The 23,396-nt window shown below is 50.6% G+C and carries 20 protein-coding genes; 12 read left to right on the forward strand and 8 right to left on the reverse strand.

What is annotated here, in order from left to right; genetic code table 11:
* The first annotated feature begins 41 nt into the window (after window positions 1-41).
* The 3 genes from ABD028_RS01300 to ABD028_RS01310 are packed head-to-tail and all read left to right on the forward strand — an operon-like array spanning window position 42 to window position 5,040.
* The gene (locus tag ABD028_RS01300) at window positions 42-2,756 is read left to right on the forward strand and encodes a TonB-dependent receptor (protein WP_343840815.1); all 2,715 of its coding nucleotides are present in this window, start codon (window positions 42-44) and stop codon (window positions 2,754-2,756) included.
* 42 nt (window positions 2,757-2,798) lie between these two features.
* Window positions 2,799-3,659: an N-formylglutamate amidohydrolase gene (locus ABD028_RS01305; protein WP_343840818.1), complete on the forward strand. Its 861-nt coding sequence runs from the start codon at window positions 2,799-2,801 to the stop codon at window positions 3,657-3,659.
* Window positions 3,652-5,040, forward strand: coding sequence for a YfcC family protein (locus ABD028_RS01310; protein ID WP_343840821.1), 1,389 nt, complete (start codon window positions 3,652-3,654; stop codon window positions 5,038-5,040). Before ABD028_RS01305 ends, ABD028_RS01310 begins: the two co-directional genes overlap by 8 nt.
* Before the next feature lie 143 nt (window positions 5,041-5,183).
* On the opposite strand, the gene ABD028_RS01315 is transcribed toward ABD028_RS01310, so the two are convergent.
* A complete protein-coding gene (locus ABD028_RS01315) occupies window positions 5,184-5,969 on the reverse strand; it encodes an alpha/beta fold hydrolase (RefSeq protein WP_343840824.1) in 786 nt (261 codons plus the stop codon).
* 293 nt (window positions 5,970-6,262) lie between these two features.
* On the opposite strand from ABD028_RS01315, the gene ABD028_RS01320 reads away from it, so the two are divergent.
* Window positions 6,263-6,550 carry a hypothetical protein gene (locus ABD028_RS01320; protein ID WP_343840826.1) on the forward strand — a complete coding sequence of 96 codons (288 nt, stop codon included), beginning with the start codon at window positions 6,263-6,265 and terminating at the stop codon, window positions 6,548-6,550.
* Here the strand turns inward: ABD028_RS01320 and ABD028_RS01325 are convergent.
* Window positions 6,547-8,661 (reverse strand): sensor histidine kinase, encoded by a 2,115-nt coding sequence (locus ABD028_RS01325; protein ID WP_343840829.1) that lies wholly within the window; start codon window positions 8,659-8,661, stop codon window positions 6,547-6,549. The genes ABD028_RS01320 and ABD028_RS01325 overlap by 4 nt on opposite strands.
* A gap of 236 nt (window positions 8,662-8,897) precedes the next feature.
* On the opposite strand from ABD028_RS01325, the gene ABD028_RS01330 reads away from it, so the two are divergent.
* Entirely contained in the window at window positions 8,898-9,164 is a 267-nt protein-coding gene (locus ABD028_RS01330; protein WP_102797961.1) for a hypothetical protein, read from the forward strand.
* A gap of 93 nt (window positions 9,165-9,257) precedes the next feature.
* Here ABD028_RS01330 and ABD028_RS01335 read toward each other — a convergent pair whose 3' ends face one another.
* Together ABD028_RS01335 and ABD028_RS01340 are read right to left on the reverse strand one after the other, a co-directional pair.
* A complete protein-coding gene (locus ABD028_RS01335; protein ID WP_343840833.1) occupies window positions 9,258-10,043 on the reverse strand; it encodes a DUF748 domain-containing protein in 786 nt (261 codons plus the stop codon).
* Window positions 10,044-10,143: 100 nt separating this feature from the next.
* Entirely contained in the window at window positions 10,144-11,073 is a 930-nt protein-coding gene (locus tag ABD028_RS01340) for a 1-aminocyclopropane-1-carboxylate deaminase/D-cysteine desulfhydrase (protein ID WP_343840835.1), read from the reverse strand.
* Window positions 11,074-11,103: 30 nt separating this feature from the next.
* Between ABD028_RS01340 and ABD028_RS01345 the strand changes: the two genes are divergently transcribed.
* Window positions 11,104-11,508 carry an MAPEG family protein gene (locus ABD028_RS01345; protein WP_102797963.1) on the forward strand — a complete coding sequence of 135 codons (405 nt, stop codon included), beginning with the start codon at window positions 11,104-11,106 and terminating at the stop codon, window positions 11,506-11,508.
* On the opposite strand, the gene ABD028_RS01350 is transcribed toward ABD028_RS01345, so the two are convergent.
* The 3 genes from ABD028_RS01350 to aceK all read right to left on the reverse strand — a co-directional run bounded on the left by ABD028_RS01350 (window position 11,505) and on the right by aceK (window position 15,419).
* On the reverse strand, window positions 11,505-12,644 hold the full coding sequence (locus ABD028_RS01350) for a DUF4785 domain-containing protein (RefSeq protein ID WP_343840840.1): 1,140 nt from the start codon (window positions 12,642-12,644) through the stop codon (window positions 11,505-11,507). The two genes, ABD028_RS01345 and ABD028_RS01350, sit on opposite strands and share 4 nt — an antisense overlap.
* 10 nt (window positions 12,645-12,654) lie before the next feature.
* Entirely contained in the window at window positions 12,655-13,506 is an 852-nt protein-coding gene (locus ABD028_RS01355) for an alpha/beta hydrolase family protein (RefSeq protein WP_343840843.1), read from the reverse strand.
* A 185-nt stretch (window positions 13,507-13,691) separates the two neighbouring features.
* Window positions 13,692-15,419 carry a bifunctional isocitrate dehydrogenase kinase/phosphatase gene (gene aceK / locus ABD028_RS01360; RefSeq protein WP_343840846.1) on the reverse strand — a complete coding sequence of 576 codons (1,728 nt, stop codon included), beginning with the start codon at window positions 15,417-15,419 and terminating at the stop codon, window positions 13,692-13,694.
* 81 nt (window positions 15,420-15,500) lie between these two features.
* Between aceK and ABD028_RS01365 the strand changes: the two genes are divergently transcribed.
* The 5 genes from ABD028_RS01365 to ung all read left to right on the forward strand — a co-directional run bounded on the left by ABD028_RS01365 (window position 15,501) and on the right by ung (window position 21,501).
* Window positions 15,501-15,893, forward strand: a complete 393-nt coding sequence (locus ABD028_RS01365) for a response regulator (protein WP_343840849.1) — start codon at window positions 15,501-15,503, stop codon at window positions 15,891-15,893.
* Window positions 15,894-16,146: 253 nt separating this feature from the next.
* Complete coding sequence (gene thrA / locus ABD028_RS01370; RefSeq protein WP_343840852.1) at window positions 16,147-18,606, forward strand: bifunctional aspartate kinase/homoserine dehydrogenase I; 2,460 nt, start codon at window positions 16,147-16,149, stop codon at window positions 18,604-18,606.
* Entirely contained in the window at window positions 18,606-19,562 is a 957-nt protein-coding gene (gene thrB, locus ABD028_RS01375; RefSeq protein WP_343840854.1) for a homoserine kinase, read from the forward strand. The genes thrA and thrB overlap by 1 nt, the downstream gene beginning before the upstream one ends.
* A gap of 2 nt (window positions 19,563-19,564) precedes the next feature.
* The gene (gene thrC / locus ABD028_RS01380; RefSeq protein ID WP_343840857.1) at window positions 19,565-20,845 is read left to right on the forward strand and encodes a threonine synthase; all 1,281 of its coding nucleotides are present in this window, start codon (window positions 19,565-19,567) and stop codon (window positions 20,843-20,845) included.
* The gene (gene ung / locus ABD028_RS01385) at window positions 20,842-21,501 is read left to right on the forward strand and encodes a uracil-DNA glycosylase (protein WP_343840860.1); all 660 of its coding nucleotides are present in this window, start codon (window positions 20,842-20,844) and stop codon (window positions 21,499-21,501) included. The genes thrC and ung overlap by 4 nt, the downstream gene beginning before the upstream one ends.
* 89 nt (window positions 21,502-21,590) lie before the next feature.
* Here ung and ABD028_RS01390 read toward each other — a convergent pair whose 3' ends face one another.
* Complete coding sequence (locus tag ABD028_RS01390) at window positions 21,591-21,767, reverse strand: DUF3545 family protein (RefSeq protein WP_102797972.1); 177 nt, start codon at window positions 21,765-21,767, stop codon at window positions 21,591-21,593.
* A gap of 246 nt (window positions 21,768-22,013) precedes the next feature.
* On the opposite strand from ABD028_RS01390, the gene ABD028_RS01395 reads away from it, so the two are divergent.
* Window positions 22,014-23,384 carry a sensor histidine kinase gene (locus ABD028_RS01395; RefSeq protein ID WP_343840863.1) on the forward strand — a complete coding sequence of 457 codons (1,371 nt, stop codon included), beginning with the start codon at window positions 22,014-22,016 and terminating at the stop codon, window positions 23,382-23,384.
* Window positions 23,385-23,396 lie beyond the last annotated feature (12 nt).

Genomic DNA, 23,396 nt, shown 5'->3' on the forward strand with positions numbered 1-23,396 from the left:
AAGGCACTTGTAGATGCCTATCAACAGCCGGAGACCAGTTTATGCGTATCTTTCGTCCTTCCCTATTGACCCTGGCCGTGAGTGCGGCCTTTTCACCCCTGACCTGGGCACAACAAACTTCCGTGGCCGACACACCAGCCGATACCGAGATTATCGCGGTAACGGGCTCAAGAATTAAGCGCCAGGGAGATACCCCCAGTCCGGTGCAGGAGTTGGATCTGGAAGCTTTAAACCAGACCGGGGCCGTGTCATTGGGCGAGGTATTGCAGGAGTTACCTTCGGTCGGAGCCAGTTTAAACAGCAATGGTTCAGCGGGCACCAGCCATGGTAGCAGCAGTATGAATCTGCGTAATCTGGGTGAAAACCGCTCGCTTGTACTGGTTAACGGTCATCGCTGGGTAAATGGTGCCGGCACACGCGGCTTTCGCGATTTTGTTGACCTCAATACTATTCCTCAGGCCATCGTTAAAAGAGTGGAAGTGTTGCAGGATGGTGCGACTGCCATCTACGGCGCCGATGCCATTGCCGGGGTGGTGAACATCTATACCCATAACGATTTTGTCGGGACCAGTGCCAAAGCCTATTATGGCCAGAGCAGTGAAGGAGACAGAGAGACGCTGAATCTGGATGTGTTGTTTGGTAAAGATATTGGCGACAGTAATCTGATGGTGGCTGCCAGCTATTCAGACCAGAAGCCCATTTATACTCAGGACCGTGAACTGACGGCAATCCCGTTGAACGGCTTGTCTGAAGGCACGCCAGAAGGTTTGTTCAGAGAAAGCAGTCTGGCTTCGGTTCTGGACTTCAGCATTCCGACCGCCGGCATTACCCGCAACCCCGACAGCAATGGTAACAATCTCGGCAGTTGGCGTGCCGCCACGGCTGACGATCAGTTTAATCGCTACTACAACAATTATGTGGTGGGGCCCAGTCAGCGCATGTCTTTATATGCCCAGGCCCTGGTGCCCTTTGATACGGTTAATCTGCGCGTCGAGGCATTGTACAACAGTCGCGAGTCGGACCAGCAGTTTTCCTCGGCTTTGTCCTCGGTGCGGGGCGGTAGTCGGGGTTTTGTGATTGCCAATGATTTACGGGTAAACCCCTTTGGTGTGGAATTCAGCGGCAGTGACTTTCGCCATACATCCTTTATGCAGGAAAATGGTTACCGGGTAAATGCACAGCAGGTGGAAACCACCCGACTGGGTGTTGGCCTGGATGGTGAACTGAATATCGGCCATGGCTGGAGCTGGGATGGTTTCCTATCCTGGGCCAAAAACGAAGGGACCTTTAAGTCCAATAATCAGGTGCATCTGGATAAACTGGCCCTGGGGTTACGGGCTTGTGACAGCAGCGGCATTAGCGCCGATGTGTCGGATCTGGTGGCCGGTTGTGTGCCGGTTAATCTGTTTGACACCCTAAGCGCTGAGATGGTGGATTACATTAATTTCACCGGCAAAGATAAAAACCAGGCCAGTCAGGTGGACTTTACCCTGAATATCACCGGCAGCCTGTTTGAATTGCCAGCCGGTGACCTGGCCATGGCAGCGGGTATTGAATACCGGCGCGAGCGTGGCCTGGATGTGCCGGACGATATTATTAATTCCGCCCCCAGGGTGAACACTTACCAGACCACCAGTTCCGCACCACGCACCGGTACGGATGGCGAGTATGATCTGAAAGAAGCCTATATAGAGCTGAGTATTCCGCTGCTGGATGAGGCACCGCTGGCCCACCGGCTGGAGATGAGTCTGGCTAGCCGTTACTCAGATTACAGTACCTTTGGCAGCACCACGAACAGCAAGGTGGGATTACTTTATTCGCCGCTGCAAGGTTTGTCATTGCGCGCTACCTGGGCAGAAGGCTTCCGTGCTCCTTCTATTCTGGAATTATATGAAGGCCAGCGGCAAAGCTTTGCGCCGGTGCTCGACCCTTGTTCGGCGAATAAATCTCTGCCTGGATGTGCAGGTGTGCCTTCCGGTTACAGTCAGGGAGAAACCAATGTGCAGTTAACCACTGGTGGCAACGGCCTGCTGCAACCGGAAACCTCGGAAAACCTGTCATTTGGTTTGGTACTGATCCCTACCTTTATGGATGATTTCAGCCTGACCCTGGATTGGTACGATATTGAAATTGATAACACCATCAGTACTTTTGGCGCACAAAATCTGTTGGACCTGTGTGCCAGCCAGGCGCGTAACTGCGAGGTCATCAGCCGCGCCGCCAGTGGCGAGATAGACAATATCCTGGATGGCCCGGTGAATCTCAACAGCACTAAAACCGCGGGTATGGATATGCTGATGCGCTATGGCCTGGCCACCGACAGCGGCGACTTTGATTTCAGCCTGAATATGTCGCGGTTGCGCGAGTTTGAAACCAGTACCACCTTGTCAGATGGCACTGTGCAGGTGGAAGACAAAGTGGGCAACGCCTATTTACGTGAAGCCTTTCCTAAATGGCGTGGCAGTTTCTCTGCTAAATGGCAACAGGGCCCCTGGGCACTGAATTACAACCTGCGCCATATTGGCGACAGTACCGAGACCTTCCAGGATGAACAGCGTCATATTGGTACGGTGGTCTACCACAATGCGTCGGTCAGCTACGATATTGACGAGGCTATGCGGGTGAAGTTTGGCATTAATAATCTGGCTGACAAGCAACCGCCCATTTCCCTGAGTAACCCCAATATCAATTTCGATCAGAACACCTATAACCCGGTAGGACGCTTTTTCTACCTGCAGTTAAGCTACGATATGTAAACCACTGGCCCCGTACGGGGCCAAAGACGACGCGGATGATTTATGACCAATGTCTATACTTTGGCTGAACCTGACTGTATTGAAGCCCTGCCATTGGTGTTGGATTCACCTCACAGCGGTAGCCTGTTTCCAGATGACTTTCGCTGTCTGGCCAGTGAAGCCCAGCTTAAAAGCGGCTGGGATGCCTATGTGGATGACTTATGGGCGCCGGTGCTGGCCGTAGGAGGAAGCCTGCTCAGCGCGCATTATTCCCGCATGTATATTGATTTGAACCGGGCGCCTGATGATGTTGATCCTGCCATGTTGAAACGCCCCTGGGCGGGATGTAATCCCAGCAAATACAGTGAGCGGGGAATGGGCCTGATTCGCCGTTATGCCCTGCCCGATGTACCGATGTACGATGCGCCACTGAATATCGAAGACATTGTCAGGCGCATTGAGCAATTCTACCGGCCTTACCACCAGGCTTTGCAAACCAAATTGGACGCCCTGCAACAACAGTTCTCAGCGGTCTGGCATGTGGATTGTCACTCAATGAAATCCACCGGCAACCGCATGAATATTGACAGTGGCGCAGCCCGCCCGGATGTGGTGCTGGGGGATAACGATGGTCTGTGCAGTGATCCTGGTTTTGTGCAGATAGTGGAAGATGCCTTTGTGAGTCTGGGTTATAAAGTCGTGCGCAATCAGCCCTACAAAGGTGGGTATCTGGTTACCCATTATGGCAATCCGGCTAAGCGCCGTTTCAGTATGCAGATAGAGCTGAATCGCGCCCTGTATATGGATGAACAGGCCTTTGTGCCAAATCGCAAATTCGATGATTTTCGTCGTGATCTGGGACGGGTCGCCGGGGCAATGGCTGATTATATTGTCGACAACCTTGGGGGGCAGGATAATGTCTGAAAACCCATCTGAGCGTAAAACCCTTAATCCCCTGATTATTCTGCTGGGCATTTTGTTGCTGGCTGGTGCCATGACTTACTTTATTGAGTCGGGGCGTTATGCGCGGGATGGCCGCCTGGTGGTGCCTGGCTCCTATCAGACGCTGGATAAAGACGCCAGTCTGGCCAACTTGCTGCGTACCGATATACCAGAGGCTGACAGGGCCTATCCGGTCAGCATCACCGAGCTGTTAATGAGCATTCCCGAAGGCCTGGAACGCGGTGGTGGGCTGATTTTTATGGTACTGATTATCGGCGGTATGTTTGGCATTCTGACTCGCGCCGGAGCCGTGGACGCAGGCCTGGAGCGATTGCTGAGCCTGGTCAAAGGTAATATTTATGTGCTGGTGATTACGCTGATGCTGGTGTTTTCCGCTGGCAGCACCTTCTTGGGGCTGGCATCGGAATATTTATTGGTTATTCCATTGATGGTGGCGATGGCCACACGTTTGGGCATGGCCCCCATTATCGGCTTTGCCATTGTCACTATTTCGGTCAAGGTGGGGTATTTGTCATCGGTGTCTAATCCGCTGCCGTTGACCATTGCCCAGCCTCTGGTCGGTTTGCAGATTTTCAGTGGTGCTGGTTTTCGCCTGGCCTGTTACCTGGTGTTTTTGCTGATTGGCATTGGCTTTATGCTGTGGGTGATCCGCCGCCAGGCAAAAGCCGAGCAAGTTGTGCTGGAACTGAATCATGCCCGGTTGTCCTGGCGTCACAGTCTGATGCTGATGGTGCTTGTTAGCAGCATTGGCTTTCTGGTCTATGCCTCGAATCAATGGCATTGGAAGCATGAAGCCTTATCCGCCTACTATATTGGTGTCAGTTTACTGTTGGCTGCGCTTAGCGGACTGGGGGCCAATGGCGCGGCGGATGCTTTTGTCGGCGGGATGAAAAAAGTGTTGCTGGCCAGCTTTCTGATTGGCGTGGCATCGGCTGTGGCCGTGACATTGGAAAAAGGTCAGATCCTGGATTCAGTGGTGCATTCTCTGGTGCGTTTGATTGGCGAAGGTAGCCCGACACTGGCGGCCAGCGGCATGTTCTTTGCCCAGTTGCTGCTGGATTTCCTGATCCCTTCCACCTCAGGGCAGGCAGCTGTGAGTATGCCGATTATGGGGCCTATCGGGCAATTATCCGGGGTGTCGGCACAAACCACCGTATTGGCGTTTTTATTTGGTAACGGTATCACCAATATGCTGACGCCCACTTCGGGCACCTTACTGGCTTATCTGGCTACCGCCAATGTGGGCTGGGCACAATGGGCCAGATTTGTTTTACCGCTGTGGGCCATTTTTATTGTTACCGCGTTGGTGTTGTTGGCGGTGGCTGTGCAGGTTGGGTTTTGATTCGCCGGCAGTTGGCAGAAAAGCCTGCTTCAGAGCAATGTTGGGCTCGGGTTTGCGTCGCATGAGTTTTTTGTCGGAATAAATTCCGACCTACAGGTAAACAGGAGCGGCGAGGTTGGTGCGCCGCTCAGGTCTGTTTTATTTTAATACCTCAGGGCTGTCAGGATGGTCTGGCTGAGCTGTTGCGGCATACTGAGCATCGGTAAATGGCCGCCTGGCAAGGTAAATTGCTGATCCGGCTGAATGGATGCGGCGATTTTTTGCTGGCTGGCAAAAGAGATAATCTTGTCCTGCTCGGCAAAAATATAGCTGGTGCGAATGTTTTGCAGTTGCGCCGCTGGCAGATTCACCTGACCATCGCCGGTGGCGGCAGGTTCATCTACAGCCTGGGAAATCACCTGGGCATAGTAGGCAGAGTCCGCGGTAAAGGTTTCGGCAAAGGCTTGCGGGTTGGTGATCTTCATCCAGCCGTCCTGATAGGTAATGCCGCTAAAATAGTGCTGCTCGTCTGCTTCATTTAGCAAGGCAAACGGCTTGGCACCATCAATGGGGGCGACCGCCGAGATATACACAATGTCGGATACCTCAACGGCAGGGCACAAGTGCAGCGCCTGATGCGCTATGGCTCCGCCCTGACTGTGCACCACCAATGCAATGGCACCCGAGATATCAGCCAGACTTTGGCAAAGGGCGGCGGCAGAGCTATCTAAGGTCGCGCTACCAGGTGTTGGATCATCGCCCCGACCTGGCAGATTTACCGCCTGGCTGTGTATTCCGGCTTTCTGCAGTTCATTTTGCAGTGGTTGCCAGGCTGCGGCGTTAAAATGGGCGCCGTGTACTAACACTAAGGTAGGCGCAGGTGCTGCAGGGTGGTGTGCAGCGCAGCCCAGTAATGTGATGGGCAACAGGGCCAGGATGTGTTTTCTCATGTTATGTCCTTGATATGAGATGATTGTTGGCGCGGATTCTATCTGCTGCGATGCGATAAAAATCATTTTTAACAAATAGTTACAGAAATAAGTTGGCCCTGAGCCAGGCCCCCGCCATGTGCATTGTATGGTTAACAGGCCAGGTGAACGAACACTGGTCTGGCATGACGTGCCTTTCCCCAGTAAAACCCTTGGCAAGGAATAGCAAAAAGTCAGACAATGATGCAGGGATATTTAATCCGTTTTAATGGACAAAAAGATAGCGCTACGAGTGTTTCAGTAAAGGAGTACAAATGCCGGGTAAATTCGAATTGATCGCTGCGTTTCTGTTGCTGGCAGTGGGCCTGTTGATATTAGTGTATTTCCCCGATTTTTCGGCGACAGCTTGGTTTTTAGTGGCTTTCTCTATTGTTTTTTTCGTATTTCCAGGGCCCCAACTCAGGTTGAAGTTGCACAGTAAAGAAGTGAACTTAGCGTGGCGAGAAAAGGTAAAAAGAGCCAGTGCCAACGGAACGGATTGGTGGACATCACCTTTCCCCTGGATATTTTTGACTATTGTGTTTCTTGCTTTCTTTGTTTAAGCCAACCGGCCAGGTTCAGGCGTTTTGGGGATGATGATGATAAATTTTGTACCCACGCCCACTTGTGATTGGCATTCAATACGGCCGTTTAGTTGCTGCACAACAATATTGTAAACCACATGCAAACCCAAACCGTTACTGAGCTGCTCAAGCTTGGTGGTAAAGAAGGGGTCAAATACCCGCTCTCTGATTTCCTCTGACATACCTTTACCATTATCAGCGACCAGCATTTGAATATGATCGCTTTGCTCGCTGATATTGATTTCAATTTTGCCTGGCTTCTCAACCGAAAAGGCATGGGTCAGAGCATTGTCTATCAGGTTCGCGAGGATCTGCGTCAGGGCGCCAGGGTGCGAATACAGATTAAGATCTGGCGGGCAGTTCAATGTGATCTGGTGAGCTGTCTGTTCAAACTTACTGCGCATGGACAGCAGGATTTTATTGATATAATCGCCGACATTGAACAGGCGTTGATTTTCATTGGACTGATCCACTGCCACCAGTTTAAAGCTGGAGATTAAATTAGAAGCCCGATCCAGATTGAGTTGCAGCAGCTCAGTGCTCTCAACAATCTTATCCATAGCCTGCTCAAAGGCCCGTTTGCCTATTTGTCCGTTCATGGCTTTTTCAAAGGTCGCCCTAACTTCTACTGACAGAAATGAAGCCGCGGTGACACAAACACCCAGTGGTGTATTGATATGGTGCGCCACACCTGCCACCAGCCTGCCCAGGGCTGCGTGTTTTTCGTTTTCAATCAGTTGTTGCTGGGTGCGCTTAAGCCGTTCCAACGACTCGGTTAACTTGAGGTTTTTCTGTTGTACCTCTGCAGTTCTGGTTTCGACCTTCTGTTCCAGTTCGGCATTCAACTGCACGATTTTCTGCTTTGACGCGATCAGCCGTAGGTTGGTTTCTTCCACCTGTTGTACGTGTTCCTGTACTTGCAGGTAGATATCATTCATGGCCTTCACGATAGGGGAAAACTCATTGTGGCTGCGATATTCAATTTGCTTCAATCTCACCTTGTTTTCATTGCCACAGTAAGTGACGGATTCCCGTATGGTTTTAAGCACGGCATCAAAAGGCCTGAACAGCCAATGCAATACCAGAAACATCAACAGAATAAAGGCCAGCCCCGCCAAGGTGCCATACAGCAAAATCATGCGCGAAATACTGTTGATATCCCGTCTAAGGTCTGTGCCAGGCACCAGCGAGCCAAACAAAAAGCCATCTTCGGTATAGAAGTAATACAGCTCGTAACTGGTATTGCCGAGTTGCAGGTCACTGATTTGCTTAATCAGGCTTGTTTGCCGGTCTTGTAAAACGGCATTCAGTTCAGGCAGCAAGTGGGCTTGAGTCATGACCTTAGCCGGATCCCTGGGATAACTGAGTAACAGGCCTGAATCCCGGTGAACGAAAAAAGGAAAGGCATTGGGTGTCACTTTTACCGCATCTAAGAAATGGGTGAGTTCGTCCAAAGACCAATCCACGGTAGACATGCCAATAGGGCGACGCTGATCGTCAAACATCACACAATCCACTGTCATCATGGGCGACAAGGAACCGGCGTCGTCCACATAAGGTGATGTCCATAACATAGGGCGAAAGCGTTGTTGCCTGGCCCCCCAGTGGCTGTTGACGGCAAGACGATACCAATCTTGCTGATGATAATCGTATTCCGCTGTGCTTAATTCCCAGGAAAACGCCACAGCTCCCAGCTTTCGAAACACATAAGGGCCGTAATAGCGCTCATTCTGATCAAATACGAAAGGTTCATACCAGATACCTCCGCCCAGCGCCTGTTCAAAGCTGGTAAAACTATCGGTAAGCAGCTTCTTAGCATATGCGGTGGCGGCTTGAGTAGACAACAGTTGTTGCTGTTTAAGGCGGTATAACTGTTCACCGGCTATGGCTAGTTCTGTGGCCTTTTGCTCCATACGTCGCAGCACATTGTCGACCTTGACGACGCTGGATTGTAAAACCGATTGGATCTGGCTGTTGCGCAAGGTGTCCATTTCGCGCACATAAAGATAATGATTAACCAACTGCAATGTTGAATAAGCGATAATTTCGAACAGCACAATAAAGACCAGGATTCTGGTTTTAATATTCATGTGCCAGTAGCGCTTTTCTCTCAAACCTGAACTGCCTTTCGTACGTTTTGCCTAATCAGCTTGCTATGTATTTAAAGCAGTGATGGGAATACGCAATCTATAAACCGATGAATTAATCCTAACTCTATTGTGTGAACATTAAATTTTTCTTAATTTTGCGGGCGCTTATTCCATTCCCCGCATTGACATTAAGTAATTTTCACCAACACTTATTATTAACTCGCAAGGGAATGCCTATGGAAAAGCAAGCAAGCAAACTTTTAGCTCAGCGTCTGGCATATCATCCCGCACTTTCGTTGGTTGCTCTGCAGGTGGTCGCCGAGGTTGAAAAGGAGTTAGGTCGGCAGGCCAGCATTAGTGACATCAGGGATGTGCTTAAAAATCGCAATAAACTGGTCAAGCTAGCCAGGGAAAGCTGTAATCTGGAATTACAGACCGCACTGTCTGAGTCTTCAGAAAAACTCCAGCAACTATTGCGCACTTGTGCTGAAATGCTGGACTAACCAGAGCTATGCTCAAAGGGTTAACCGGCTCCAATAAAAAAGGATGGCAATTGCCATCCTTAAAACCGAGCAGTGACAGCAAGTTTTGGCTGTTTATTTATTGCCCAAAAGATTTTTAAGCTTTTCCTTGGCTTTCTCTTCCAGCTTTTGCTTTTCTTCTTCGATTTTCTCTTTGGCTTTTTCTTTGGCCTTGTCTTCGAAGATATCTTTTACTTTTTTCTTGGCCTGTTTAATCAGATTGTCCAGCATACTGTTCATAATGGCCCCGCCAACCTGATCGGCTGGCAAACCATTGGGTACGCCAACAGGTTCTGACTGGAAGGTGGGGAGCGTCAATTCATACTGCTTTTTATCCAGTTTCAACTCACCGGTGTCCATCGCCTCAAAGTTGATGCGTAGCTTGGCGTCTTTAATGGTCACCTTTTGCACCGATACTACGGGGGAAGGACCGGTATTTTGTTGAGGCTGACTTTCGCCACCTTTAGGCAACATGGCTTGCAGGTTGTCTTTCAATACCACCAGATTAGCCTTACCCGATGCGTCCACTTCATACAGCACAGTGGGCGCATCAATCAGTACTTCTTCCACGATATAAGGTTCCTGGGTGGAGGTGCCCAGGTCCAGCTTCACTTCTCCCAGACTAAATGCCTGATCGTTGGAATAGCCGGAGGGGTTTTGCACATTAAAACCGCTAATACTCATACGTGCTTCGGCGAAGGAAAGCTCAACCTTGCTGACCCTCACTTCAGTTTGCAGGGCTTTGCTGCCTTGCGTTTCCATTTGTGAGCGAATTAGTTCGTCTATGCCTGATGCCAGGTAAAACACCACGCCAATAAAGGCCGCCAGCAATACCAGTACAATAACCAGTATCTTTTTCATGTTTAAATCCTTCTTAATGTGAATGCCTGATAAGTGGGCAGGAACGCCGCGCACTTATTTATCCTACTGAATCGCCATCGGAATCGCCAGTTGATAGCGACTATTGTGTGCGGGCGCCCTGCAAGCCACCGGTATGTAACAGTAATATCTGACTGCCCGGCGGGAAGTAGCCATCAGCCAAACGCTGTTTAAGCGCCCAGGCGGCTTTACCACTGTATACGGGTTCAATGGGGACCTGCGTTTGCTGATAAAAGGTGCTACAAAATGCCAGCAACCCTTGGTTTCGTTTGGCGTAGCCACCAAAGTGAAAATCGTGGTCTATCAGCCAGTTATCAAAGCTGTGTTGCGGTAACAATGCGCTCACTTGTTGTTCCAGGTAGTCCTGACCTTTGAGCACGGCAATCCCTATCAATCTGGTATCCGCTGCGTTGGTCGACGCCGCGGCAATCAACCCGGCCAACGTCCCGCCGCTGCCAACCGGCAAAACGATATGGCTGAAATGTTGCGTCTGCTCGTTCAGAAGTTCGGCTACACCAGCTAATGCCTGAGTCTGACTGCCCCCTTCAGGAATAATCAGGGCATGGGGATGAGCGGCTTGCCATTTGGCGATAAAATCGGTCTGGCTACGTAGCTGATAAGTGGCTTTATCAAGGTAAACAATTTGCGCCTGCCAGTCGGCCAGATCCTTCAGCATGGGTGTAGGGGTGGCGCGATAGTTGCCACGCACCAGAGCCATAAATTGTATGCCCAGCTTATTACAGCAGTAACCTAAGGCGTGCAGATGGTTTGAATAACCGCCGCCAAAGCTGATGATTTCGGTAACCCCCTTTTGCCGGGCTTCCACCAGCGCATATTTAAGCTTACGCCATTTATTACCTGAGATGACCGGATGTATCAAATCGTCGCGTTTGATGTACAGCCTCACCTGTTCAGCGCCTTGCCAGTGAGTGACCAACGGCTGCACCGGGGAGGGAGAATGGACAGATAACTGGCTGGCAATTTCTGCTGCGATTTTGGTGGAATCTGGCACTATACAGTCAATCAACAAAAGGAATGCACAATGTACATGATTCTGCTGTGTTTGTTTATCGCTACGATATTGCCCATTTTGTCCAAAGCGCCGCTGGCTTTTGCCCAGGCCAAAGCGGGGGGCTATGACAATCGTAACCCGCGCGCTCAGCAGGCAGCATTAACCGGCTTTGGTGCCAGAGCAAAAGCCGGTCATGAAAATGCCTTTGAAGCCTTATTAATGTTTATTCCTGGTGCGCTGGCGGTGCTAGTCACTGGTCAAGTTGATACTTATGCTCAATATCTGGCTCAGGGCTTTATTGTTGCCAGAGTGCTGTATCACTTCTTCTACCTGTTTGACTGGCACCTGCCGCGCAGCCTGGTCTGGACAGCAGGTTTTGCTTGCTCGGTACTGCTGCTTCTGCATGCTGTCCAGGGAGCCTCTGCGAACCTTTAATTTAAAGTGGCAGCGTCCAGCTTGGTATCTAACAAGCCAAGCTGGTGTTGGTCAAACAACTTGACCGAGGCCAGTTTAAACGGCGCTGTAACACCCGCTTTATCCAGAATGGCCTGTTCGAAGGGCACAAGGATACTGTCAGCACCGGCTGTCAGGGTCTGTGCGGCGTGGCTTTCCATCACAGGTACCAGTTGGCCATCGGCATTGGTGCCGTACAGCATGGCTCTGATTTCAAAACGACTGTCTTGTTCTGCCAGCAATCCTACTTTGGCATATAAAATTTTCTCTTGTAGCAAGAATACATCAGCCAAGGTGGCGGTTTTATTCGTCAGTGCCACCGCCAGTTTTGCATCTCGCGGAATTGTCGCCTGATCTTCCTGCGCCACCGACTGCAACCGAATTTCATACAGTCCCTGTTTGGGACTCAGTATTTTTTGTGGCGCAGAAGCCCGGATATACATATCTCCGGAGCGGGAGATTTTGACGCTGGCAGGAAGCAACTCACCATCCGGTGCAACCAGGGTTGCCTCAGCACGTTGGATCTGCAGTGATTGCCCGAGTTTTTCCAGACTGGCCCGTGCCAGAATACGCTGCTGTGCAAGCAGATTCTGGTTATCCACACTGAGATTCAGGATGTAGGCAGAGCCTTTTTCTTTCACTGTAATGCGGTAGGAAGCGTCTGCAGGCAGAGGCTGTGAGGTGCTGAGAAGCATAGCGCCGGGATGGCTGTCTGCTGTTGTTTGCAACGCCATACTGTTGTCCAGCACACCGGTTTGGGCCAGCAGTTGCTGGGAGACACGTCTGGCAATTTGCGGGTGACCTTGCTGATTTTTGTAGCGCAGCTGTAACAGCTCTACATCCAGTGGACTTTGCTGCTTGCTGCCGAGTGGGGTGAGCAGAAATAAAGCTTCGGCTTTAGTGGTATGTAGTGTCACTCCCTGGTGCAGGTCATGTCCATTCACCTGAATGCTGTATTCGTTACTTTGTACTTGCTCTGCCACCGGACCCACCTGCAATTGCGCGTTGGTATCTAAGGCAAAGCTGTAATGGGCGTAGTCACCTGTGGTTGGCAATGGCTGCCCATGGGCTAACAAACTGCATAGCGTCAGGCAAAGAAAATTAAAAATGGCTCTCATCGTTATCTCCTTATATGTCGTTACGCAGAATGACATCCAGATTAAAGCACTTACGTCTGGATTGATGATGACTCAGGGGTTCACGACCACGGGTGCGACTTTTATCGTTAAACCACAAACTGCCGGCCCCCGATTGTGAACTGCATTCAAGAAAGCCGTCTGAACAACTGTTCAGCCAGTTTTGTGTCACTTCTAAGGCCACCTGATACTGATACCCGCCACAGTAGCTATCACTGTCCCAGATGGCTGAGTCGACATCTGTGCCAACAATATTGACGAAAGGCTTAGGTAAGGCTGGCCTTCCTGCGGTGCCATAAAGATTGGTGTTATTGTATTGATGCATCCAGCTTAGTTGTTGCTGCTTTACTGCATCTGAGTCATATCCGAGGATCCAGCCCAGAATTTGTTCAAAGCTGTTGCCATCAACCACCGCGTCGGCTAACGGCGTACCCTTACTGGATGGCGCAATAGCGACTACTTTACTTATCTTATTGATAATATTGGGATAACGGCTGTCCAGGGTGGGGTTGGACATCAGCCAGCGCACCATATTGCCGCCGTGGGAGTGGGTGATGACATAGAGAGATGTAATACCCTGGTTTTGAATGAACTGACTGAGCTGATCGGCCAGACAGCCGGTGGCTGCGCTATCCCACATGTATTTTTCAAAGTTGCAGTTAATCACGACATAGCGGTTACCGTTTCCCGACATCACAGAATTAACAAAACTGCCGGTCCAGTAATCGTTGTAAGCATCACTTTGTTTGCCTGTACCATGTACAAAGGCGACACCCTGATGGGCTTGCACAAATTGAGCTGTGCCAAGCAGGCAGGCAAGCAGCAGGTATTTGCATAGACGCATGTTGATCTCCATTTTTGAGCAGTACGGCAGATAACTGACCAACTGCTGCCATGAAGATCCACCGTCCGGATTGGTATCGTTGTCCTCTGGCCTGAGGGAGGATTCCGTCAGGTCAAAAAAAGCCTAGACGTGGTTTTTGTGGCTGTAAAGTCAGCAAATGTGAGGGTTTTTCGAACAGAATTCGTTTAACCTTCTTTACCACCGTATCTGCTTTTAAAGCGCTGCTGCTGGGGATAGGGCAATACATCTTTAATCAGGCCACCGGCCATTTCGTGCTGAATGGTTCGCCACCATGCCGGATCCATCAATTCAGGATGCTTTTGTTTCAGAAGCGCTTTCAGGTGACGTTTACCAACGATAAAGTGCTCAAACTGTTCGGGAAACACATCGTCCGGGGCGACAGATAAGGTGTCCAGTGCGTAGGGATCATCTGATTTTGGCAGGGCCCGGAAATTGCGCTGATGCATATAACAGACTTCATCATAATCGTAGAAGATCACCCGGCCATGACGGGTAATACCGAAATTTTTATGCAGCATATCGCCGGGAAAAATATTGGCAGCAGCAATTTGTTTAATGCACTGGCCCAAGTCTTCTATGGCCTCGGCGACCTTTTGAGGATCGGTTTCTGTGTCCAGATAGATGTTCAATGGCGTCATCTTGCGCTCGATATACAAGTGCTTGATGATCACCTCTGTGTCGGTGAGCTCGATACTGCTATTGGCCACATCCAGCAGTTCGTCCAGCAGCGCCTGACTGACCCTGGTGCGTGGCAGGCGAAAATTCACATATTCGTGGGTGTCAGCCATACGGCCAACCCTGTCGCTCATTTTCACCAACCGATAACAGTCCTTAACATGCTGGCGGGTAATTTTCTTACTTTCGGCAAATTCGTCTTTGATGACCTTAAATACCACCCCATAAGTGGGCAGGTGGAATACCGCCATCACCAGGCCTTTGATACCCGGGGCCGCTTCAAACAAATCGTCGCTGTGCTGAAGGTGTTGTAAAAAGTTGCGATAAAACACCGTCTTGCCATGCTTGTAATAGCCCAGGGAAATATACAGCTCAAAATGCTTCTTGTTGGGCAATAGCTCCTGCAGAAAAGCCACTACCTCTGCCGGGTGCTGGGTATCCACCATAAAATAGGAGCGGGCAAAGCCAAATAAAACACTCAAGTCGCGCCGCTCGGTTAACAAGGTATCTACCACTAACTGCCCTTGTTTGTTATGCATCAGCGCCATCACGAAGGGGATGGGGTTGCCCTCGGTGCACATACGGCCAATCAGATAGGCGGCCTTATTGCGATAAAACACGCTTTGTAATATCTCGACTTTATTAATGCTGGCTAACTGTTCGCGACTGAAACTGTCCCGCAGGTATCGCTCCAGATGCTGCAAATCCCGCTCCAGATTGGCATAGGGAATGCGAAAGCTGTAACGGTCGAGTATTGCTTCCAGCGTATCTCGGATGCGGCCGCGGGCATCGAAGCTGTTGATAACGGACGCTCTTACCTGGCCTGGTAAATAGCAACGACTGGGTAACACAAACATCATGTCATCATCAATTTTCTGGTGGCGGAATAGTCGCCCTATAACGGAGTTGAAGAAAGTTTCGGCTAATTCGAATTGCCCGTGATGATCAAGTTGTTTAAGGTAGTGCTGCTTAAGTGAACGCCAGAAGTCCTGGTCCTGCTTATGTGGGTGACAACTCTGGTAAATTTCGGCGACCACTTCAGCCAGACTTTGGTCGTAAATGGCGATGCGCTCGCGGGCCGCAGTCTGTACCGCGCGCCAGTCGGCCTGCTCGAAACGTTCTCGGGCGGCACTGGTAATGCGGCTGTACCAGCGAAAGCTTTTTTCAAAGCCTTTGAGGATTTGATACGCAATTTTGCTGGCAGATGGTGATGGCAATAGGTGTTCCTCCGATAAATGGGGCTGCCGCACAAAGTATGCGTTACATCAGGAATTGATAACGAGAATAACGGAACAAAGATGGGTTTTCCTGTATTGATTTGCGATGACTCCATGCTGGCACGAAAGTCGGCACAGCGAGCGTTACCCATTGACTGGGATGCCGAAGTGAGTTTTGCGGCCAATGGCCGTGAAGCCATTGTGGCCCTGCAGCGTCAGCACTTCGGCTTGTTATTGTTGGATTTAACCATGCCGGAGATGGACGGTGTCGAAGTGCTGGAGCAAATTAAAGCGCTGGGCATTGAGGTCTTTGTAGTGGTAATCTCGGGCGATATACAGCCACAAATGCAGCAAAGAGTAAGAGAGCTGGGGGCATTGGACTTTATTGCCAAACCCGTGGACAGCCAGAAGTTGCAGGCTATTTTGCAGGGGTTTGGCTTGTACCGGCCAGCAGCGCAAAGCGCCCATGCCTAAATACTCAATGATATTGGTATAAGAACCAATCGATATAAGCTACGGGCGCTGCCTGTCGCAATTGGATGGAATTACGTCTTGACATATAGACGTCTATACGGCAAATTGAAACGCATGAAATTTATTCGTCGCACCACTACCACCATGATGATTACCACCACAAGACTGGTGGTCGCTGGCTAGTGCGCAACAGAATATCAACAAGCCCGCGACCCCACCAGGAAGCGGGTTTTTTTTTATCCAGGAGCAGCAAATGAAGGTAATGAAATTCGGGGGATCCTCGCTCGCAGATGCCGAGCGCTATCTGATGGTCAAAGATATCGTGCTGCCAACCCACCAGGACACCGGCGCGGCAGTGGTACTGTCGGCCCCTAAGGGCGTCACCAATGCCTTGTCGTCTCTGGTTGATATGGCAGTGGCCGGACAGGACTACCAGGAACTGTTTGACAAACTGACCACCACCCTGACCGGGATTGTGCGCGAGCTGACCGAACATATCAGCGGTTTCGACGGCACCACCCTGCTTACCTACATTGATGAGCTGCTCAGTGAGTTGCATCAGAACCTGGATGGCATCAAGCTTATTCACTGCAGTCCGGATGCGGTGACGGCCAAGATTCTGAGTCTGGGCGAATATGTCAGCGTCAACATTTTCAGTAAGCTGATGACTGCGCTGGGCCATACCAACCTGATTATTGATCCGGTGCAGTATGTGTTGGCCGAAGGGGATTATCTGGACAGCATTGCTGATGTGGCAGAAAGTCGCAGCCGTTTTGGCGATATCCCTAAAGACGGTTCGGTGCTATTGATCATGCCGGGTTTTGTGGCGGCCAATGACAAGGGCGAAAAAGTCACCCTGGGACGTAACGGTTCGGATTATTCCGGCGCCATACTGGCGGCTTGTATTGATGCCGAGTGTTGTGAAATCTGGACCGATGTGGACGGGGTGTACAATGCCGATCCTAACCAGGTGGAAGGCGCGGTGCTGCTGGATAAGCTGACCTATCAGGAGGCCATGGAGCTATCCTACTTCGGTGCTAAGGTTTTACACCCTAAAACCATCGGCCCGATTGCGCAGCATCATATTCCCTGTCTGATCCGTAATACCCTCAATCCTGTGGCCCCAGGTACCCTGATCAGCAATGAGCCCAGCACGGTCTGGACCAGCGTCAAAGGTATTTCGCACCTGTCGGATGTGACCATGTTTAATGTGGCAGGTCCTGGCATGAAGGGTATGGTGGGGATGGCCAGCCGGGTCTTTGAGGTCATCTCTAATGCCAATATTTCCATCAGCCTGATCACCCAGTCGTCCAGTGAATACAGCATCAGTTTCTGTATTCACAGTAAGGACGCTGCCCGCGCGCTGGCGCTACTCGAAGATGCGTTTCGCCTGGAGCTGGAAAATCAGTTGCTGGAGCCCATTGAGATGCGCCAGGAACTGGGCATTGTCACCCTGGTTGGTGATGGTATGCGCCGGGTTAAAGGCCTGGCGGCCAAGTTCTTCAGTTCCCTGGCACAAGCCAGGGTCAATATTGTCGCTATTGCGCAGGGCTCCTCAGAACGTTCTATTTCTGCCGTGATTGAAAGCCGCAAAGCCAAGGAGGCCGTGAAGGTCGTGCATCAGAATTTTTTCTCTAATCTCCATACCATTGACGCCTTTTTGATTGGCTGCGGCACAGTGGGTGGAGAGTTGCTAAGCCAAATCGCCCGCCAGCAGCGCCAATTGCTGGAGCGTAACATCAGTTTAAAAGTGTACGGTATTGCCAATAGTCGCACACTGTTGCTGCAGCCAGGTGGCATTGACCTTGAAAATGGCTGGCGCGACAGCCTGGGGCAAAGTCAGCAGGCATTCTCTTTGTCGGCGTTAGAAGCCTTTGTACAAGACAACAGTCTGGTGAATCCGGTGGTTATCGACTGTACCACCAGTGACGATGTGGCCGATTTGTACCTGGAAATGCTGCAGGCTGGTTTCCATGTGGTCACACCGAATAAAAAGGCCAACACCAAAGACATGGCGTTTTATCATTTGCTGCGCGACACGGCGCAGAAAACCAGACGCCAGTTTTTGTATGAAACCACTGTCGGGGCAGGGCTGCCGGTGATTGATAACCTGCAGAAACTGATTTATGCCGGCGACGAGTTAACCCGCTTTGAAGGGATTTTATCTGGTTCCTTGTCTTTTATTTTTGGTAAGCTCGAGGAAGGGCTAAGTCTGTCTGACGCTACCCGCATTGCCAGAGATAAAGGCTATACCGAACCTGATCCGCGCGACGACCTCAGTGGCATGGATGTGGCGCGTAAACTGCTGATTATGGCCCGAGAATCCGGTTTGCAACTGGAGTTGGCGGATATTGAGATTGAGTCCATTCTACCGGCGGATTTTGATGCTTCAGGCACGGTAAGTGAATTTCTGCATAAGCTGGCGGGATTAGATGAGTTATACCGGCAACTGCAGGCCAGTGCCGAGGCCAAAGGCCAGGTACTGCGTTATGTGGGCACTATTGAGAAAGGCCAGTGCAAAGTAGGTATTCAGGCCGTGGATGCCAAACACCCGCTGTACGTGGTTAAAGACGGCGAAAATGCCCTGGCTATCCATAGTCATTATTATCAGCCGATTCCCTTTGTGATTCGTGGTTATGGTGCGGGCGCGGCTGTAACTGCTGCTGGCGTGTTTGCCGATGTACTGCGCACTATGCCGTGGAAGCAAGAATAATGAGTGGTGAGATGGTACGGGCCTATGCGCCCGCTTCGACTGGCAATGTCAGTCTGGGCTTTGATCTTTTGGGTGCAGCCTTAAAACCCATTGATGGCAGTTTGTTGGGGGATGAAGTTGAAGTGTTTGCCAGCGAGCACTTCGATATCCAGGTTAAAGGACGCTTTGCCCACAAGCTGCCCAGCGATCCCAAAGACAATATTTTGTATCACTGCCATCAGCACTTTATTGCTAAGTTGACCGAGCGGCAAAAGGAGCTTGTACCCTGTGCTATGGTGCTGTATAAAAATCTGCCCATCGGCAGTGGTCTGGGCTCAAGCGCCAGTTCTGTGGTAGCCGCCCTGCATGCTCTGAACAGCTTTTACCATGAGCCGTTTAATCATGATGAGATGCTGTTGATGATGGGTGAGCTGGAAGGCCAGATTAGCGGCAGCGTGCATTATGATAATGTCGCGCCCTGCTATTTGGGCGGACTGGTGCTGATGGCTGAGCAAGCAGAGCGAATAGCCGTCCAACTACCGGTATTTGAAGAATGGTACTGGGTGGTATGCTACTCGGGTATCAAAGTGTCGACCTCGGAAGCTCGTAAGATCCTGCCTCAGCAGGTCAGCCTGAAAAATACCCTGACCTTTGGCAGGCAACTGGGCGTATTTGTGCACGCCTTACATTGTGGCGACCGGAAGCTGGCGGCCAGCGTCATGCACGATGTGATTGCCGAGCCCTATCGTAAAGCGCTATTGCCAGGGTTCGATGCGGCCAGACAATTTGCCAACGATAATCAAGCGCTGGCATTTGGCATCTCTGGTTCAGGTCCAACGGTATTCGCCGTTTGTGATAATCTGGACGCCGCCCAGCGAATCAATCAGTGGCTGAGTCAACACTATATCCAGAATGCCGATGGATTCAGTCATATTTGTCAATTGGATCCGCAAGGATCAACAGCAACAAGGGTATAAGTTTGGAATTGTTCAACTTAAAGGAAACCACTGAAAGGGTGAGTTTCAGTCAGGCAGTAAAACAAGGGCTGGGCAAGAACCAGGGATTGTTTTTTCCTGCCGAGCTACCCACCTTTGATGATATCGATGCACTGCTGGCGATGCCGCTGGCTGAGCGCAGCAGCGAAATTCTGCATCGTCTGATTGGCGATGAGATTCCTAAGGCCCGTCTGGCCGAGCTGGTCACCAATGCCTTTAACTTTCCGGCACCGCTGGCCGAGGTGGAAGACAATGTCTATTGTCTGGAGTTGTTTCATGGCCCCACTCTGGCCTTTAAAGACTTCGGTGGCCGTTTTATGGCCCAGTGTCTGTCCGAGCTGGCCAAGGGCGAAAAGATTACCATACTGACTGCCACATCCGGCGATACCGGAGCGGCGGTGGCTCATGCTTTCTATGGCCTGGATGATATCCAGGTGGTGATCCTCTATCCCAAGGGCAAAATCAGCCTGCTACAGGAAAAACTCTTCACCACGCTGGGCGGCAATATTCACACCATCGCCATCGAAGGGGATTTTGACCAGTGTCAGCAACTGGTTAAAACCACCTTTGATGACGAACAGGCCAGAACCGGCTTACATCTGAATTCTGCCAACTCCATCAATATCAGTCGCTTGCTGGCGCAGATTTGCTACTACTTTGAGGCGGTGGCACAACTGCAAAATCGCGAAAACCTGGTGGTGTCGGTACCATCAGGTAATTTCGGCAACCTGACGGCCGGCATGTTTGCCAAGGTACTGGGGTTACCGATCCAGGGCTTTGTGGCATCTACTAATCTGAATGACACCGTGCCGCGTTATTTGCGCAGTGGTCAATGGCAACCAAAGCCCACTGTGGCAACCTTGTCTAATGCCATGGATGTCAGCCAGCCCAATAACTGGCCGCGTATCGAAGCCTTATTTGAGCAGGGTTATCTGGATAGGGGAATATTGCAATCCGATGCCATTGATGAGGAATACACTCAGGTGGCCATGCGTCAGTTGGCGCAGTTGGGCTATGTGAGCGAACCGCACGCGGCGGTAGCATACAAAGCCTTGAAGCGTCATCTTGAGCCGGGGCAAACCGGTATTTTCCTGGGCACCGCTCACCCTGCCAAATTCCGTGATACGGTGGAAAATGTGTTGGGGCAGCCTATCAGTTTGCCGCAGGAACTGGCTGAATGTGCTGGTAAGGAAGGGCTGTCGCTGACCCTGGCCAACGATTATCAACAACTTAAAGCCACGCTGTTTGAATTGGTGGGTAAGTGACAAGTTGGCAGGAAGTACTGGGTCAGGAAAAGCAGCAGGACTACTTTAAGCAGATCCTGGCCTATGTAAAAGCTGAGCGGCAGGCGGGCAAAACCATTTATCCGCCGCAGGCTGATGTATTTAATGCCTTTAAGCTTACCCCCTTTGACCAGGTCAAGGTGGTGATTCTGGGCCAGGATCCTTATCACGGTCCTGGCCAGGCTCATGGCCTGTGTTTCTCGGTTCAGCCGGGTATTGCGCCGCCGCCATCATTGCTTAATATGTTTAAGGAACTGGAGCAGGATATATCCGGCTTCCAACGTCCTGAACACGGATTTTTGCAGAGCTGGGCTGAGCAAGGTGTACTGCTATTAAACACTGTGCTGACAGTGCAGCAGGGGCAAGCGCATTCTCATGCCAAAATTGGTTGGGAACGTTTTACCGATATGGTCATCGCACAGTTGAATCAGCACCGGGACGGGCTGATCTTCCTGTTATGGGGCAGTCATGCACAAAAAAAGGGCGCCATTATCGACAGACAGCGTCATCATGTGCTGATGGCACCGCACCCCAGTCCCTTATCTGCACATCGTGGTTTTTTCGGCTGTGGGCATTTTTCCCAGGCCAACCTGTTGTTGCAGCAGCAAGGACAAAGCCCCATTAACTGGCAAGTATAACGCGGACAATGTGATTGCCCTACGCCAAACCTGCCAGTGTCAATGGCCCGTATAAAAGCAAAAAGCCCTGCATAGCAGGGCTTTACTTTTTAGATCTCGGATTCGTTCAGTTCTTCATCCAGATACAGGTCCAATTCAGCCAGTTCCCGGCGTAACCGATACTGATCCTGAATGGCTTCGATCTCTCTCCACTTGCGTTTCTTGCTTTTGTTCTTGGCGGGACGGGACTCTAAGTCGAGCATAGACATCAAATCAGACTGATCCACTGGAGATCTCCTTTTTTAGTTACCGCGAGATAGGGTATATCACAACCTCTGATAAACTAGAACACCTTTCGTTACTTTTTATTAACATATTTTGAAATTTTTATGACACTGCGCAGCTCCTTGAATATGTTGAAAAAACGTCCAAATGGCTAACGCAAGAAACTTACCAATCTCGCCTAACTGAACTAGGATTAGCAAAAAGCTATTGCTTCAGCTTCCGGCTGTTGCCAAACCCCAGGGATTTGCATGCTGGCCACACTGGAAAATCTGCTTTTGGAGGTATCCAAGTCCGACCGCATTGATATGGGGGATATGCGCGAGGCCGAAGAAATGATTTTGCAGTCATTGCTTAAAGGGCTGAATATCAAGCGGGCAGGGATCTGGATGCGTGATGATGCGCTGGACGGTATCCGATGTTCCCTGCTGATTGATTTGCACCATCAAAGCCGCCTGGAAGATATCTTATTAACTCGTCAGCAATACCCTGATTACTTTGCCGCCCTGGACGAAGAGCGGCGTATTTCTGCGGACAATGCCCTGAGTCATCCGGCCACCAAAGAGTTCGCCGAATCTTATTTAAAGCCTTTGGGAATTACATCTATGTTGGACCTACCCATACGCCACCGCGGGCGTGTGGTAGGGATTGTGTGCTGCGAGCATATTGGTGCGGCGAAAGTCTGGACAGCGGATGAAAAAACCTTTGCCGGGGTTCTGGCTGATATGGTGGGGCGAGCGATATCAGCCAAGGAACGTAATGAATATGCCAGACAACTGGAAGTGTCCAACGAGTCGCTGGAAGCTCTGGTGCAAAAGCGTACCGCCAGTCTGGAGCAAACGCTGGACAGCCTTAAAATGGCTCAGCAACAATTGGTGGAAAACGAAAAAATGGCCAGTTTGGGAAGTCTGGTGGCCGGTGTGGCGCATGAGGTCAATACTCCCCTTGGCATTGCCGTGACCGCCGCCAGCCATTGTCAGTTGGTATTAGGTGAACTAAAAGCTGCCGTACAAGATAATCAACTAACTCGTAGTCTGCTGAATAGCACGCTGGAAAATATGGATGACTCGCTGAATCTGATTAACCATAATCTGGCCAGAGCGGCGGAACTGGTGCAGAATTTTAAAAAAACTGCAGTAGATCAGCATAATCTGGCCCTGACCGAGTTTGAACTGGGCGATTACATTCAAGTCGTAATGTCCAGCTTATTGCCCATTCTGAAAAGCAAAAAGATTCACTTCGAATTGCTTAATCCGGTCGCAATCTCCATGTACAGCTATCCCGGTGCACTGGCCCAGATTCTGACAAATCTGGTGAACAATGCTGCCCACCATGCATTTGAGCAGGACGCTGACAATCAAATTTGTATTCAATTGAAACCTAATAACAGTGACAAGGTTGAATTATTGTTTCGCGACAACGGCTCAGGTATGCCTGCAGAGATAAAAAGACGCATCTTTGAGCCGTTCTACACCACTAAGCGTGGTCAGGGAGGTTCAGGCTTGGGATTGTCTATTTCTTATAATCTGGCGACTGCCAAACTGAAGGGCAAGATGTCGGTGGAATCCTCGCCAGGACAGGGCACAGAGTTCAGGCTGGTGCTACCCAGAAAAGTCTCTTAGCCGGTGACCTGT

This window comes from Bowmanella denitrificans, from assembly GCF_039522935.1.
Lineage (GTDB): Bacteria > Pseudomonadota > Gammaproteobacteria > Enterobacterales > Alteromonadaceae > Bowmanella > Bowmanella denitrificans.

Bases quoted from the DNA above. Each gene is read 5' to 3' on its own strand.
- ABD028_RS01300 (WP_343840815.1), top strand. From the start codon at position 42: ATGCGTATCTTTCGTCCTTCCCTATTGACCCTGGCCGTGAGTGCGGCC.
- ABD028_RS01305 (WP_343840818.1), top strand. From the start codon at position 2,799: ATGACCAATGTCTATACTTTGGCTGAACCTGACTGTATTGAAGCCCTG.
- ABD028_RS01310 (WP_343840821.1), top strand. From the start codon at position 3,652: ATGTCTGAAAACCCATCTGAGCGTAAAACCCTTAATCCCCTGATTATT.
- ABD028_RS01315 (WP_343840824.1), bottom strand. From the start codon at position 5,969: ATGAGAAAACACATCCTGGCCCTGTTGCCCATCACATTACTGGGCTGC.
- ABD028_RS01320 (WP_343840826.1), top strand. From the start codon at position 6,263: ATGCCGGGTAAATTCGAATTGATCGCTGCGTTTCTGTTGCTGGCAGTG.
- ABD028_RS01325 (WP_343840829.1), bottom strand. From the start codon at position 8,661: ATGAATATTAAAACCAGAATCCTGGTCTTTATTGTGCTGTTCGAAATT.
- ABD028_RS01330 (WP_102797961.1), top strand. From the start codon at position 8,898: ATGGAAAAGCAAGCAAGCAAACTTTTAGCTCAGCGTCTGGCATATCAT.
- ABD028_RS01335 (WP_343840833.1), bottom strand. From the start codon at position 10,043: ATGAAAAAGATACTGGTTATTGTACTGGTATTGCTGGCGGCCTTTATT.
- ABD028_RS01345 (WP_102797963.1), top strand. From the start codon at position 11,104: ATGTACATGATTCTGCTGTGTTTGTTTATCGCTACGATATTGCCCATT.
- ABD028_RS01350 (WP_343840840.1), bottom strand. From the start codon at position 12,644: ATGAGAGCCATTTTTAATTTTCTTTGCCTGACGCTATGCAGTTTGTTA.
- ABD028_RS01355 (WP_343840843.1), bottom strand. From the start codon at position 13,506: ATGCGTCTATGCAAATACCTGCTGCTTGCCTGCCTGCTTGGCACAGCT.
- ABD028_RS01365 (WP_343840849.1), top strand. From the start codon at position 15,501: ATGGGTTTTCCTGTATTGATTTGCGATGACTCCATGCTGGCACGAAAG.
- thrA (WP_343840852.1), top strand. From the start codon at position 16,147: ATGAAGGTAATGAAATTCGGGGGATCCTCGCTCGCAGATGCCGAGCGC.
- thrB (WP_343840854.1), top strand. From the start codon at position 18,606: ATGAGTGGTGAGATGGTACGGGCCTATGCGCCCGCTTCGACTGGCAAT.
- ABD028_RS01395 (WP_343840863.1), top strand. From the start codon at position 22,014: ATGCTGGCCACACTGGAAAATCTGCTTTTGGAGGTATCCAAGTCCGAC.